15 protein-coding genes are annotated in these 13,610 nt (G+C 39.1%); 11 read left to right on the top strand and 4 right to left on the bottom strand.

The genetic code is table 11. The features are described 5' to 3' along the window. Positions 1–171 precede the first annotated feature (171 nt). From A2G56_RS02945 to A2G56_RS02935, 3 genes are all read right to left on the bottom strand, one after another. A complete protein-coding gene (locus tag A2G56_RS02945) occupies positions 172–1,554 on the bottom strand; it encodes a HAMP domain-containing sensor histidine kinase (protein WP_062708793.1) in 1,383 nt (460 codons plus the stop codon). Beyond that, positions 1,551–2,204 (bottom strand): response regulator transcription factor, encoded by a 654-nt coding sequence (locus tag A2G56_RS02940; protein ID WP_062708791.1) that lies wholly within the window; start codon positions 2,202–2,204, stop codon positions 1,551–1,553. Before A2G56_RS02940 ends, A2G56_RS02945 begins: the two co-directional genes overlap by 4 nt. Before the next feature lie 1,485 nt (positions 2,205–3,689). Continuing rightward, the gene (locus A2G56_RS02935; protein ID WP_062712406.1) at positions 3,690–4,604 is read right to left on the bottom strand and encodes a LysR family transcriptional regulator; all 915 of its coding nucleotides are present in this window, start codon (positions 4,602–4,604) and stop codon (positions 3,690–3,692) included. Positions 4,605–4,898: 294 nt separating this feature from the next. Here A2G56_RS02935 and pyrF point away from each other — a divergent pair, with 294 nt between their 5' ends. The 11 genes from pyrF to A2G56_RS02890 all read left to right on the top strand — a co-directional run bounded on the left by pyrF (position 4,899) and on the right by A2G56_RS02890 (position 12,812). Further along, positions 4,899–5,597 carry an orotidine-5'-phosphate decarboxylase gene (gene pyrF / locus A2G56_RS02930; RefSeq protein WP_062708788.1) on the top strand — a complete coding sequence of 233 codons (699 nt, stop codon included), beginning with the start codon at positions 4,899–4,901 and terminating at the stop codon, positions 5,595–5,597. A gap of 33 nt (positions 5,598–5,630) precedes the next feature. Then, the gene (gene pyrE, locus A2G56_RS02925; protein WP_062708784.1) at positions 5,631–6,260 is read left to right on the top strand and encodes an orotate phosphoribosyltransferase; all 630 of its coding nucleotides are present in this window, start codon (positions 5,631–5,633) and stop codon (positions 6,258–6,260) included. Between the two features lie 96 nt (positions 6,261–6,356). Beyond that, positions 6,357–7,799 (top strand): amidase, encoded by a 1,443-nt coding sequence (locus A2G56_RS02920; RefSeq protein WP_062708781.1) that lies wholly within the window; start codon positions 6,357–6,359, stop codon positions 7,797–7,799. A 101-nt stretch (positions 7,800–7,900) separates the two neighbouring features. After that, positions 7,901–8,767: a transporter substrate-binding domain-containing protein gene (locus tag A2G56_RS02915; protein WP_062712403.1), complete on the top strand. Its 867-nt coding sequence runs from the start codon at positions 7,901–7,903 to the stop codon at positions 8,765–8,767. A 65-nt stretch (positions 8,768–8,832) separates the two neighbouring features. Then, on the top strand, positions 8,833–9,501 hold the full coding sequence (locus tag A2G56_RS02910) for an amino acid ABC transporter permease (protein WP_062708778.1): 669 nt from the start codon (positions 8,833–8,835) through the stop codon (positions 9,499–9,501). An 86-nt stretch (positions 9,502–9,587) separates the two neighbouring features. Beyond that, positions 9,588–10,088 (top strand): YbhB/YbcL family Raf kinase inhibitor-like protein, encoded by a 501-nt coding sequence (locus A2G56_RS02905; RefSeq protein WP_062708775.1) that lies wholly within the window; start codon positions 9,588–9,590, stop codon positions 10,086–10,088. Positions 10,089–10,097: 9 nt separating this feature from the next. Then, positions 10,098–10,751 carry a uracil-DNA glycosylase gene (locus tag A2G56_RS02900; RefSeq protein WP_062708772.1) on the top strand — a complete coding sequence of 218 codons (654 nt, stop codon included), beginning with the start codon at positions 10,098–10,100 and terminating at the stop codon, positions 10,749–10,751. Between the two features lie 13 nt (positions 10,752–10,764). Further along, the gene (locus A2G56_RS11050) at positions 10,765–10,893 is read left to right on the top strand and encodes a hypothetical protein (protein ID WP_257721918.1); all 129 of its coding nucleotides are present in this window, start codon (positions 10,765–10,767) and stop codon (positions 10,891–10,893) included. Between the two features lie 98 nt (positions 10,894–10,991). Continuing rightward, on the top strand, positions 10,992–11,081 hold the full coding sequence (locus A2G56_RS11140; protein ID WP_082785096.1) for a DUF1398 family protein: 90 nt from the start codon (positions 10,992–10,994) through the stop codon (positions 11,079–11,081). A 95-nt stretch (positions 11,082–11,176) separates the two neighbouring features. After that, positions 11,177–11,515 (top strand): MazG nucleotide pyrophosphohydrolase domain-containing protein, encoded by a 339-nt coding sequence (locus A2G56_RS02895; protein ID WP_062708769.1) that lies wholly within the window; start codon positions 11,177–11,179, stop codon positions 11,513–11,515. A 28-nt stretch (positions 11,516–11,543) separates the two neighbouring features. Beyond that, a complete protein-coding gene (locus tag A2G56_RS02890; RefSeq protein WP_062708767.1) occupies positions 11,544–12,812 on the top strand; it encodes a dihydroorotase in 1,269 nt (422 codons plus the stop codon). A gap of 68 nt (positions 12,813–12,880) precedes the next feature. Here the strand turns inward: A2G56_RS02890 and plsY are convergent, their stop codons facing one another. Further along, entirely contained in the window at positions 12,881–13,516 is a 636-nt protein-coding gene (plsY, locus tag A2G56_RS02885; protein ID WP_062708764.1) for a glycerol-3-phosphate 1-O-acyltransferase PlsY, read from the bottom strand. Positions 13,517–13,610: the final 94 nt, after the last annotated feature.

The following is a 13,610-nucleotide window of genomic DNA, read 5'->3' as shown; positions in this document are numbered from 1 at the left end:
GAGAAACTCCAATGTCTTGCTCCTAAAGTTTCTAGAATCTCTTAAAACGGATGTCGATGGGTCAGATAGCGACTAGCAGTTATAGTCGTTGCTATCTAGTTGATGACTAGGCTTTGCTTATCTAAACGAGATTATTGTCTCCTTGTTTGGAACTCTTAACAGAAGACTTTATCAAGACTGCCTCTCTTTTTCTAAGTCTGGAAAAGTGACTGTAAAGATTACCCAGCGTTCGTGTTGAATATCAATATGATAGTCAAAGTGGTAGCGTTCAAATATTTGATGAGCGATAAACAAACCTAAGCCTGTGCCACCATCTTTACGGGAGCGACTGTAATCTGGGCGATAAAAAGGCTGGAACAGTTGTTCTAATTGTTCTTGGCTCAATAATTGCTCGGCTTCATTTTTTATCACTAACTGATTAGCCTTAAGTGTGATAACAATCTGACCTTCGGGTTTTGTATACCTAAAGGCATTGTCGATGATATTTTTAATAGCTTTTAGTAAATATAATTTATTGGCTTTCACCCACTGTTCTTCTAAGACGATGGTTACCTGGTAGCGATCAAGTTCTGATAAGATGTGATACACTTCCATCTCTTCTTCTAAAGCAGCTTTCAGTGAGAACATTTCTTGATTTTGTTCCACAGCTGTTTCCAGTTTAGATAGGGATAGAATGCTTTGAATAACTTGCGCTTGTCCCTCTAGGACTTTACGAGATTTTCTGAGATACTTATCTCGATTAGCAAAATCACCAACATTGTAGAGCATACCGTCAATCATGCCGATAACACTAGAAATAGGTGTTTTTAACTCATGAGAAGTCATTCGTAGAAATTCTGATTTACTTCGTTCTAGATCAGCTAGCTTATCATACTCCTTATTTAAGGATTTAATGGTTGTAAATAATTTATCGTAAAGCCTATTAATATCACTAGCTAGGTCAGCAATCTCATCTTTTCCTTTAATCTCGCAGGACAGATTGGTTTCCAGATTTGCCATCTTTCGAGTCGTGTTTGAAATATTAATCAAGCGGCTACTGGAGGTTTTACTATAAAGAAAAGCAACAATACTAGCAATCGTTAAGGACATGAGAAGTAGGTAAGGGTACAGGGTTAGCAGAATCTTGCTGGCATCAGAGACTGGTTGTAGCGAAAGCTCTCCTAATAGCGTTACTTTTTCGCCAGAGTCTAAAGCAAATGTATGCTTCATCACTTCATTTTTAGACTGCGAGTCGACACTTGAAATGATAATGTCACTAGGCTCATCTCCGTTAGCATTACTAATCTGTAAGCTTGGAAAAATCATATGGTTTTTTTGATTGACTAATGTATACCAAACGTTTGATTTATTGCTTTTGGAAAGAAGTCTGCTGACTTGTGTCAATGACTTCCCGTCTACTTGTTTGCTTACTTGTTTAAATTCATGCTTGATCTCTTGTGTCTGAACGTGCTCATAATAAATGGGCATGATAAAATACAGAAGACCTAGAATGATTGTGACAACTGCAAAAATGAGTAGATTGATGACCAAAAAGTTTTTTTTGATTAATTTCATGCACGGTCACCCAGTAGATAGCCCATTCCAGTGATGGTTTGTAGCGGAAGACCAGGCATTTTTTTTCGAATATTTTTGATATGATTATCTAAAACACGGCTATCCAACTCACAGTATCCCCAAATGGCATCCATTATTTGGTCTCTGGTGACTAACTTCTGGTGGTGTTGGACCAGGTATTCTAAAATATCGAATTCTTTTTTCGTCAGAGTTATGGCAACATTTTTCCAAGAAACTGTCCGCTCAGAAAGATCGATGACCAAATCAGTGATCGTTAGTTTTTCACCTCCCGTAACACCTCTCAAAGCATTTTCAATCCGTTTGATTAATATTAAAGGTGAGAAGGGTTTGGTGACATAGTCACTAATTAAATGGTTAAAGCTGACTAACTGAGTGTACTCATCGTCAAGAGCTGTTAGCATAATGATGGGGATATCAGAAGTCTTTCGAATTTCTTCGAGGATTTCGATGCCACCAATAGATGGCAGCATAATGTCCAGGATAATTAAATCATAAGACTGGCTTCGCCATTTTTCTAAGGCATCTGCCCCGTCAAAAACAGGATCAGGGCTATAATTATTCGCTTTTAAAAACTCGCAAACGACTTGATTAATGGTTTTATCATCTTCAACGACTAATATCTTAAACATTATTTCCTCACTTTTTGACTATAGTTTTTATAAAAGACACATTTATTGTTATTGTATCATATCTCGTTTAGCGATGAGTCAGGGGTTAGAAGGTTTTTTTGTCATTATGGTAGCAGTTTATAGTAAGGACAAGCTTGATAGCGACGACTTTATTAGTTTAACGTTGAAAAAACAATCAGTCTTAACAATAAAAATATAGACAAGTTCACCCTTAATAGAATTGATAAAAGGGCTAGCCAAGCATCAGTAGGGATGTCTGAAAGTTTATGGTAAACCCGTGCTCTGATTGATATTCAGAAAGGGAGTTATTTATCAAATGCATCGTATCATTAAATCCCTCCTTTACCTTTAGGATAATCTTAGTGTATCAAATGTATCTAATCATGGCCTAAAGCTTATCTATGTTTTATCTGTTTTTTTAATTAGAGTATTGGGGCAAAAGTTGGGTGAGTCTCTCAATACTTTTTGAGCTTCTTGATGAACAGAATCTAGCCTAGCAGTGATGTTTTCAAATACTGACAAATCAGTTTAACCTTTGATCTTGCTTGATAGCTCATGTTTATGACGGTCATTTCAGAATACTATCGTAAACTGAAACAAGAACAGGACTAAGATGATACAAAAAAGCATTGCAATTAGGTAAAACTTTTCAATGTTGTTTTAAGAACGTCTAGTGGATATGCTCTAGCGATAGACTTTTGTAGTTGTACTATTTTTGTTTCAGTTTTACAATATAAGGAAACCAATATTTTCCATCCGCTATATTGGTGTATAAGGAAGTGTGTTCGATAGCAAAGCATTTTAACAAATAGTCTAATAGAGAATATGGTGAGTCTGACCGATTCTATTTCCCAAAGGCTTCAAACGGCGATGTTTTTTCTTTCAAAGAAGCAGATGGCGACTAGAATGACCAGCTTGGTATTGTTTGGGAGGAGATCGCTATCTTAATGGACCGTCCCAAATAACTGTCACTTTTTTCACAAAGACAGCCTTAATAGATGATTACATATACGCAGACAATTAGGTGATAACCTATGGTACCGCGCACGAAAAATCTGTCAGGAGTACAAAAGTAACTCCCTAACACCTGTGCCGCGGTACGATTCGTATTGAGGGTAACAGCCATCAAACGCTCTTTCTCCTTTATTAAGATTATCCATCACTAAAAAACGAAAGCCTTTACCATATATGCCCAAAACTGATTAAGCATCTTTGAACGACTGTCCTAGGTCAATCAAATCAAGGAGTATCATTTTTGCATTATACTAAAAGGCGGAGAACTGCCAACTAGTAAATAAGAATTGGCTAACCTTAGCGTGCTTAACTGTTAAAAACACTCAGATGATAGCATGACATTTCTTTTATTTGAAGCACAGAAACAAGCTCTACAGCTCTTGCTTTGGAAATCACTTGTTAAAATGGATAAAGAAAAAGGCAAACATCCAAATGGATGCTTGCCTTTGAGCTGATATAACGGACACTTTGTCAATTATCTGTTTTGAATTGGACTTCTTCCAATAAGTAATCGATGAATTTTTCGCCCATTTTTGAAAGATTGGCCTTCTCATGTTTTAAATACACAATATCTATTTGATCATCAACATCAAGCGGAATGGAAACAATATTGTCACCATTAAGTTTGCTGTTTAGGACACCTGTTGCGATGGTGTAACCATCAAGACCAATCATCAGATTGAACAGTGTGGCACGGTCTGACACAACAATCGATTTGGGATGGGGAATCTGAGCCATAATTTCTTCAGAGAAGTAGAAGGAGTTATGAACCCCTTGATCGTAACTGAGGTAAGGAAAGTCTGCCAAATCTTCTAGTTGGATTATCTCTTTGGTTGCCAAAGGATTGTCCTTGCTGACAAAAATGTGTGGTTGCGTTGAGAAAAGATTGGTCGCTACCAAGTGATTATCATCAAACATTTTGGTGAGAACGTCCCTGTTGTAACTATTGAGGAACAAGACACCAATTTCAGATCGAAAATTCTTGACGTCATCAATGATTTCATAAGTCCTCGTTTCACGTAAAAAGAGTTCATACTTTGTCATATCTGTCTTATTTAATAGTGAAACAAAAGCATTGACAACGAAAGCGTAGTGTTGTGATGAGACGCTAAAAAGTTCCCGTTGGGCTATTGGATTTTTATAACGCTCTTCAAGAAGGTCGGTCTGTTCAATCACCTGTCGGGCGTAAGACAAAAACTCAACGCCATCCTTAGTTAGGGTGATCCCTTTGGGGTTACGAATAAAGATAGTGATGCCCATCTCGTGTTCCAAATCTCGAACAGCGTTGGAAAGGCTAGGTTGCGTAATATAGAGTTGTTTTGCTGCCTCGTTCATCGAACCAGTTTCGACGATTTTAATAATGTATTGTAATTGTTGAATTCGCATAGCCATATTGTATCATAAAGCTGTCTGAAAGATAAGATAATGACAACAATTCTCATCAAACGGCTGGAAAAGCCGGATTATATTTTGACAAGGACCTAACAATTGGATATAATAAATAAAATTAAATAACCTTTAACTAAGTCCAGAGAGGCATAGAAGGTTGGAATCTGCGGATTTCTTTCGGAATAATATGATCAGTTAGTATCGTCTAATAGGTCTACAAAGGGATTGTACCTTGTTTTCGTAAAGCCTTGCCTTTTCTGGTAAGGCTTTTGTTTTGCAAAGGAGACCGACTTGTTTGATACGCGACCAATTATTGCTCTTGATTTTCCTGATTTTGATAGTGTCAAGGCATTTTTAGAAAAATTTCCAGAAGGTGAAAGCCTTTATGTCAAGATTGGAATGGAGTTATATTATGCCTGTGGTGCTGAGATCGTTTCTTTTTTAAAATCCATGGGACACAGTATTTTTCTGGACTTGAAGTTACATGATATTCCTAATACAGTTGAATCAGCCATGAGAGTTTTGGCCAAGCTTGGCGTTGATATGACCAATGTTCATGCGGCAGGCGGAGTAGAGATGATGGCAGCAGCCAAACGAGGATTTGGTCAGCAAGGTATCTTAATCGCTGTTACCCAGTTAACGTCTACCAGTCAAGAACAGATGCAAGACAATCAAAATATTCAAACCAGTTTAGCAGATTCCGTCAAACATTATGCCCAAAAAACAGCAGAAGCTGGTTTAGATGGCGTTGTTTGTTCAGCACACGAAGTTGCATTGATTAAGGAATCAACCATGGCAGATTTTGTTTGCCTGACACCTGGCATTCGTCCCAATGGTTCGAACAAGGGAGATCAAAAGCGCGTGATGACACCCAGTCAGGCCAGGGCTGCCGGATCAAACTTTATTGTGGTTGGAAGACCTATCACACAAGCCCCTGATCCCTATCAAGTTTATCAAGCCATTAAGACTGATTGGAATGCTTCCATTTAATAGGATTACCAGAAAGGCACAAAGGAAATTACTATGACACTTGCTACACAAATTGCTTCAGATTTATTAGACATTAAAGCTGTTTACCTAAAACCAGAAGACCCTTTTACATGGGCCTCTGGTATCAAATCACCGATTTACACAGATAACCGAATCACCTTGTCTTATCCAGAGACACGCAGCTTGATTGAAGATAGCTTTGTGACAATGATTCGAGAGCATTTTCCTGAGGTGGAAGTGATTGCAGGAACAGCGACGGCAGGGATTCCACACGGAGCCATTATTGCTGATAAGATGAATTTGCCATTTTCATACATCCGTTCAAAACCTAAAGATCACGGCGCTGGTAATCAGATTGAAGGACGGGTCATCAAGGGCGAAAAAATGGTCATCATTGAAGATTTGATTTCAACCGGTGGTTCTGTTTTGGATGCTGTTAAAGCTGCTCAGGATGCAGGTGTAGATGTTTTAGGTGTAGTAGCTATTTTTACTTATGAATTACCTCAAGCTCAAGCAAACTTTGAAGAGGCTAATGTTACATTAGTAACCCTTTCAAACTACAGTGAATTGATAAAAGTCGCTAAAGTTCAAGGCTATATTGACGCTGATGGTTTGATGCTCTTGAAAAAATTTAAGGAAGACCAAGAGAATTGGCAAGCTTAAACAATTGAGAAGCTGCTTTCGTCAGCTTCTTTTTGATATAATAGTCATCAAAAATATGATTTGAAAAGTCATATTCATGGAAAGAAAGGGATTAGGATGTTTAAAGATGCAACTGATATGGCAAAAGGCGTTCGCTCTGGACAAGTTTCAGCCAAGGAGTTAGTCTTGGAAACTATAGCCAAAGCTGAAAAGGAAAATCCTAGGCTAAATGCCATTTCTAGTACACGTTTTGAGAAAGCATTGGAAGAGTCAGAAACTAGAGATTTCACGAATCAACCATTTGGAGGTGTCCCCATTTTCTTGAAAGATTTGGGGCAAGAACAGGCAAATGAACAATCAACGTCAGGGTCACGGTTATTGGTAAACTATCGTGCCAAGCAGTCTGATCATTATGTGAAAAGACTGGAATCACTTGGTTTTATTGTCTTAGGGAGGACCAATACTCCAGAGTTTGGATTTAAAAATATTTCTGATAGTCAGCTGCATGGTCCTGTCAACCTTCCAGATGATATCACGCGCAATGCAGGTGGCTCATCTGGTGGCGCGGCAGCTCTTGTTGCCTCTGGAGTTAGTCCTTTAGCAGCCGCTAGTGATGGAGGTGGTTCCATTCGCATTCCAGCTTCTTTCAATGGCTTGATTGGTTTAAAACCAACGCGAGGCCGTATCCCCGTAGGTCCTAGTTCTTATCGGGGATGGCAGGGAGCATCTGTCAATTTTGCGCTGACAAAGACTATTAGAGATACCAAAACACTTTTAGAACACTTTCAAGTGTGTCAGATGGAAAGCCCATTTGTATTGCCTCGGCTTCATCATGAAGACTTGTTTGGAAAATCCTTAAAACCCTTGAGAGTTGCCTTGCAATTAGAATCCCCTATTGGTGGACAAGTGTCGGGCGAAGCTATTAGTGCTGTTATGAAAGCTGCGCAATTTTTAGAAAAAGAAGGGCATGAGGTTTTGCTTTTAGATAAACAGCCAGTCGACGGTATTGAAGCTATGAAATCATATTACATCATGAATTCGGTCGAAACGGCTGCTATGTTTGACGGTATCGAAGCTAGTTTAGGACGTCAGGTGACGATTGATGATATGGAGTTGATGACTTGGGCTATCTACCGAAGTGGTCAAAGGATTTCAGCTAAGACCTATTCTAAGATTTTATCGCAATGGGATCACTATAGTCGTTTGATGCATGAATTTCATGAGGCATATGATATTCTCTTGTCACCGACAGTGGCAGATGTTGCTCCTAAGCATGGCCAGTTTGACTTATCAGAACAATTGAAAGACCATTTAAGACATATTGATGACTTTAAGCAAGCAGAGCAACAAGATATGATCTGGCAGATGTTTCAGCATAGTTTGGATTGGACACCATTCACTCAACAAGCTAACCTCACTGGACAACCTTCTATCAGTTTTCCGGTTTATCGCACAGAAGCTGGTTTGTCCCTCGGTGTCCAAGTAACAGCCGCCAAAGGGAGAGAGGACTTGCTCTTGCAAATTGGTGACGTCTTTGAAAAGATGAATCAGTTTGTGTGATATTTTTCAAGTATGATAACTTGAAAGAAGTCGAAAAATGCAGTAAACTATTTCAGTAAGCCTTTTCAGTCTTATAAAAAAATTAAAAGGATGATATGATGATTAAGAAAACAACAGCACTTGTGTCATTAGGGATGGCTGCTAGCCTTCTGGTTGCTTGTTCAAATGACAAGGCAGCTAAAAGTGAGTCGAGTTGGGATAAGGTTAAAGAAGCAGGCGTTTTGAAAGTTGCCACACCTGGAACGCTCTATCCAACTTCTTACTATGACGATAATAAGAAACTGGTCGGTTATGAAATCGACATGATGAATGAAATCGGAAAACGCCTTAAGATCAAAGTTAATTATCAGGAAATCGATGTAGCAGAGTCCTTTACTTCAGTTGATAGTGGTAAGGTTGATGTTGCCGTTAATAATTTTGACACCACACCAGACCGCCTTAAGAAATACAATATCTCTATTCCTTACAAGTATTCAGTTGGCGGTATGATTGTCCGAGAAGATGGTTCTTCTGATATCAAAGCCAAAGACCTGTCCGACTGGAAAGGAAAGAAAGCTGGTGGTGGTGCTGGAACTCAGTACATGAAAATTGCTGAAAAACAAGGTGCAGAACCAGTTATCTATGATAATGTGACTAATGATGTTTACCTTCGTGATGTCTCCACGGGTCGTACAGATTTCATTCCAAATGATTACTATACACAAAAAGTAGCTGTTAAGTTTGTGACTAAACAATATCCAGACATCAAGGTTAAAGTCGGTGACGTCAAGTATAATCCGACAGAACAAGGGATTGTCATGAGTAAAAAGGACAAGACTCTCAAGAAAAAACTTGATGGTGTTATTAAAGAAATGAAAGAAGATGGCACACTCAAGAAGATTTCTGGGAAGTATTATGCTGGTCAAGATTTGACAAAACCAGAAGAAGGAACTGAAGACCTACCAACCATTGATGTTTCAGATAAATAAAGTCAAGTGATTAGAAGACTGAGTCCTAATTCGGTCTTCTCTTTTTGTAAGAATTGGGAGGAATTATGTCAATTAACTGGCAAGCATTGTTCAATCCAGAGTTAGCTATAGAAGCTATCCCTGTGATTTTAGAAGGGGTTCCATACACTCTATCTCTTTCTCTGATTGGATTTTTCTTGGGAACTATTCTAGGATTTTTTGTTGCGCTTTGTCGTCTGTCGCGTCTTTGGCCATTGAGATGGTTGGCAGCGAGTCATGTCTCTCTTATGCGAGGGATTCCATTGATGGTCTTGCTTTTCTTTATTTACTTTGGTCTACCGTTCATGGGTATTGAACTGGATGCTATAGGAGCAACTATCATAGCCTTTTCTTTGATGTCTAGTGCCTATATTTCTGAAATTATCCGTTCGTCACTTGCTGCAGTGGACAAGGGTCAGTGGGAAGCAGCACGTTCATTGGGGCTTAGGACACCTATTATTTATCGCAAAGTCATCATTCCACAGGCTATCAGAATTGCCTTACCCCCATTAAGTAATGTTCTCTTAGATATGGTCAAAAGTACAGCCCTAACAGCGATGATTACCGTACCGGAGATGTTCAATAAGGCTAAAATTATCGGCGGTGCCAAATCAGACTACATGACGGTTTACATTGTCGTCGCCCTCATGTACTGGGGTATTTGCACGCTATACGCTGTTGGACAAGAAAAAATGGAAAAACGTTTGGCTTTTTGACATTAGGACAAGGTTTGAATACCCTTTCAAGCCTTTTTCTTTTATCATTATGCTAAAATAGAATTAAGAAAGTTGAGGTAGTCCTGATGAGAATTCAACATTGCTTTGAAAACAATACCCTTCCAGATTTGTATAGTAAATACACGGATAAGCCAGTTGATGGTTTTTCTGTAACGTCCTTTCCTTTTGAACTGATCGATTTACCTGAAAATACGGTCAGTTTAGCCTGGACCTTCACAGATGTTGATGCCATCCCAGTCTGTGGTTTTGAGTACATCCACTGGGTTGTCGCCAATGTTTCTCCAGCACAGCCCCATATTGCAGAAGATTTTGCCAGCCAAGATAAAGACCATCTTAAAGGCTCAAATAGTTTAACGAGTAAATTTATGGCTAAAGATTTTGGAGATTTGTCAAAAACTTATATCGGACCTTGTCCACCTGACAAAGACCATCTTTATACCTTGACGGTCTATGCTCTGGATAAACAACTAGAGCTGACAGAAGGCTTTTTCCTTAATGAGCTTCGTCATGCGATGAAAGGACATATTATAGCCCAAACTAGTCATGATTTCGTTGGACGTTCATAGGAGTAAGATATGGAACATTCTAAATGGCATGACTTATTAAAAAATCAATTACCAGAGGGTTATTTTTCACAAATCAATCATTTCTTAAACGCAGCATATGGTCAGGAAACTATCTATCCCAAGCGAGAAAATGTGTTTAAAGCTTTGGCAAGGACCGATTACGATCAGGTTAAAGTTCTCATTCTTGGTCAAGATCCTTATCACGGACCAGGGCAAGCTCAAGGCTTATCGTTTTCAGTACCTAATGACATGCCGGCTCCCCCATCCTTGCAAAATATTTTGAGGGAATTAGCGGATGATATTGGTCCTAGAACTCATCACGACTTGACTCCATGGGCTGATCAGGGGGTGCTTCTTCTAAATGCTTGTTTAACAGTCCCAGCAGGACAGGCTAATGGTCATGCTGGTCTTATTTGGGAGCCATTTACTGATGCTGTTATTTCCTTACTCGATCAAAGAGAAGAACCCTTAGTTTTCATCCTTTGGGGTGCCTATGCTCGTAAGAAAAAGATGCTAATCAAGCACCAGCGTCATCTTATTCTTGAAGCGCCACATCCTAGCCCGCTGTCCAGCTACCGTGGTTTTTTTGGCAGTAAGCCTTTCTCTAAAACCAATCAGTTTTTAGAAGAACATCACCAACAGCCTATCAACTGGTTGCAATAAAAAAGGAAATCTTATGTCAAACCTCATTGATATTCAAAAAGCTCACGAAGCCTTTACAGGACCTGATTTTCAAAAGTTGATTCAAGCATCTAAGGAAACGGGTATGGTAGCAAATACAGTCTCTCTTGAAAAAGGATTGTAACTTATACAGATTTTGCAGGTACCTCTGTTCAACAAACGGGCTACCGAGTTCACATCTTCATTGCACTTCGAGCAGACAAGGAATAAGATCAAGCTGATTTGAAAGCTCATCTATCAGGTCAGACTACATATCCAACTTTTTGCGAAGATAAGGCTAAATCAGGCATTGCCTACTGGACCATTGATTGAGAAGCGATGACCTGCCCTTATTATGGTCAAAATGATAAAGCGGTTATGATAGAGAATATCCAAGAGTCTAATGTCATAATTAAGGAGAAAATGATATGTCACTAAGATTGTCAGATTTACAAAATTATTTAGCTAATCATTACGGCGATGATCGAGATGAACAAGGCTTTTTTATGAAGTTAGTTGAGGAAGTGGGGGAAGTTGCCGAAGTACTCAATAAAAGGGCTAATCGGAAAAGGTCAGGTACTGAAAACTTGCAAGAAGAGCTTGGCAAAGAGTTGGCAGATCTTATCCACTATGCTGTCGCTATTGCTACGGTGAATCAAATTGATTTAACCAGTGTCATTATTGAAAAAGATAGAAGTGCAGCTCTTAAGTACCAGCACGAAGAGAACTTAGAAACATTTTTGTCCAAGCTTCATTCAAATTTGTAATGATTGCAGTAGTTTAGAAGGAGACCCAATGTTACTCATTAAAAACGGCCGTGTTATCGATCCCAAGTCCAAATTTGATCAGGTTTGTGATATCTTGATTGATAGTCAGAAAATTGTCAAAATAGCCAAAGATATTCAGGTAAAAAATGCACAAATCATCGACGCTAGTGGCAAAATAGTTGCTCCTGGGTTGGTTGACATTCATGTTCATTTTAGAGAACCAGGTCAGACTCACAAAGAAGATATTCATACGGGGGCCCTGGCAGCAGCTGCTGGTGGCTTTACGACGGTTGTGATGATGGCTAATACAAATCCTACTATTTCAACTGTGGAAACCTTGACAGAAGTTTTAGAGTCGGCCGCTAAAGAAAAGATTCGTGTTAAAACCAATGTCTCAGCAACCCTCAATTTTGATGGTAAAACAGTGACCGATTTTGATAAACTCCTCAAAGCAGGAGCTATTGGGATTTCGGATGACGGCATTCCTTTAGAAAATGCAGGTGTTGTTCGCCAAGTGTTCAAAAAAGCTAAGGCATTGGATGCTGTCGTAGCTCTCCATGAAGAAGATCCGAATCTTAATGGTGTTTTAGGGTTAAATGAAACCATTGCCCGAGAACATTTTGGATGTAGTGGTGCGCGAGGCGTTGCCGAATATTCTATGATGGCACGAGACGTCATGATTGCTTATGAGGTGGACAACAAATTCCATGTTCAACATTTGTCCAAAGCTGAATCTGTCAAGGTTGTTTCATTTGTTCAAGGTTTAGGTGCTAAGGTGACCGCAGAAGTCTCGCCACAGCATTTTTCAAAAACCGAAGCACTCCTTCTAGAAAAAGGGGCTGATGCCAAGATGAATCCACCTCTACGTCTAGAAGAAGACCGATTGGCTGTCATTGAAGGATTGAAATCAGGCGTTATCTCGATTATTGCGACTGACCATGCGCCTCATCATAAGGATGAAAAAAAGGTTTCTGACGTTACAAAAGCTCCTTCCGGTATGACAGGATTAGAAACATCCTTGTCTTTAGGCTTGACCTATTTGGTGGATGCGGGTCACTTATCTCTTTCTGAGCTATTAGCTAAAATGACGATTAACCCAGCACAGCTATATGGTTTTGATGCAGGTTATGTCGCGGAAAATGGCCCAGCTGACTTAGTGATTTTCTCAGAAGAAGACCGTTTTGTAACAGAAGATTTTAAATCCAAAGCCTCTAATTCCCCTTTTGTTGGTGAGAAACTTAAAGGAAAAATTGCTTATACCATCTGTGACGGTCATATTGTTTATCAGAATGATTAAAACCTAAGATAAATGCCGAATAAGAAGAAAACTCCTTGTCAGTATATCGCTGACAGGGAGTTGATTGTTTATTTTGGTTTTTGCTTAGTGATATTTAGACCGAAAGGAACAAGATTTTCTTTCTTAGCCTTGATTCGTTGGATATTGTCTTGATGACGAACGATAATGACACCTGCCATTGCTAGTACAACAAGCGTAAACAAGAGGTCATACTCCTTTAGAATAAAATCGAAAGCAGGAAAGAGCAAGACGCTAACTGCAGCAACGACAGCCACTGTAATACTTGTGAAGGAAATCATGCTAGAAAGCAGGAGTGTCACGACAAAAATAATAAAAAGGTAAAAGAGAAATGCAGGTGCAAATCCAAGTAAGACTCCTGCGCTGGTGGCAACCGCTTTACCGCCTTTAAAATTGGCAAAGATCGGATAGGTGTGACCGATGATAGCAAAGAATCCAATAAGTAATGGAGAGACAGAGCTATCTAACCAAATGGCGAGAAGAACTGGTAGAGTCCCTTTAAATAAATCAACAGCAAGCGTTACTAGGCCAGCTTTTTTGCCTAAAATACGGAAAGTATTGGTAGTCCCCATATTTCCAGAACCAAAATGACGTAAATTGATATGGTAAATATACTTACCAATCCACAGGCCAGTAGGAATTGAGCCTAACAAATAGGCCACTAGTACGAGTAAAATTATTTTCATGTCACTATTATAGCATAGCACACTGAACGAACAAGTTTATTTTAAGGTCAATACTTTAAATTTTTTTGCAAATTTTTTGGAAAACTTGTAATAT

It is taken from the genome of Streptococcus halotolerans (assembly GCF_001598035.1).
In the GTDB taxonomy this organism is placed as follows: domain Bacteria; phylum Bacillota; class Bacilli; order Lactobacillales; family Streptococcaceae; genus Streptococcus; species Streptococcus halotolerans.
This window is presented reverse-complemented; position numbering and strand designations above follow the sequence as displayed.

Excerpts from the sequence above, each read along its gene's own strand:
- A2G56_RS02945 (WP_062708793.1), bottom strand. The coding sequence starts at position 1,554 with ATGAAATTAATCAAAAAAAACTTTTTGGTCATCAATCTACTCATTTTT.
- A2G56_RS02940 (WP_062708791.1), bottom strand. The coding sequence starts at position 2,204 with ATGTTTAAGATATTAGTCGTTGAAGATGATAAAACCATTAATCAAGTC.
- A2G56_RS02935 (WP_062712406.1), bottom strand. The coding sequence starts at position 4,604 with ATGCGAATTCAACAATTACAATACATTATTAAAATCGTCGAAACTGGT.
- pyrE (WP_062708784.1), top strand. The coding sequence starts at position 5,631 with ATGACACTTGCTACACAAATTGCTTCAGATTTATTAGACATTAAAGCT.
- A2G56_RS02920 (WP_062708781.1), top strand. The coding sequence starts at position 6,357 with ATGTTTAAAGATGCAACTGATATGGCAAAAGGCGTTCGCTCTGGACAA.
- A2G56_RS02910 (WP_062708778.1), top strand. The coding sequence starts at position 8,833 with ATGTCAATTAACTGGCAAGCATTGTTCAATCCAGAGTTAGCTATAGAA.
- A2G56_RS02905 (WP_062708775.1), top strand. The coding sequence starts at position 9,588 with ATGAGAATTCAACATTGCTTTGAAAACAATACCCTTCCAGATTTGTAT.
- A2G56_RS02900 (WP_062708772.1), top strand. The coding sequence starts at position 10,098 with ATGGAACATTCTAAATGGCATGACTTATTAAAAAATCAATTACCAGAG.
- A2G56_RS11050 (WP_257721918.1), top strand. The coding sequence starts at position 10,765 with ATGTCAAACCTCATTGATATTCAAAAAGCTCACGAAGCCTTTACAGGA.
- A2G56_RS02895 (WP_062708769.1), top strand. The coding sequence starts at position 11,177 with ATGTCACTAAGATTGTCAGATTTACAAAATTATTTAGCTAATCATTAC.
- A2G56_RS02890 (WP_062708767.1), top strand. The coding sequence starts at position 11,544 with ATGTTACTCATTAAAAACGGCCGTGTTATCGATCCCAAGTCCAAATTT.
- plsY (WP_062708764.1), bottom strand. The coding sequence starts at position 13,516 with ATGAAAATAATTTTACTCGTACTAGTGGCCTATTTGTTAGGCTCAATT.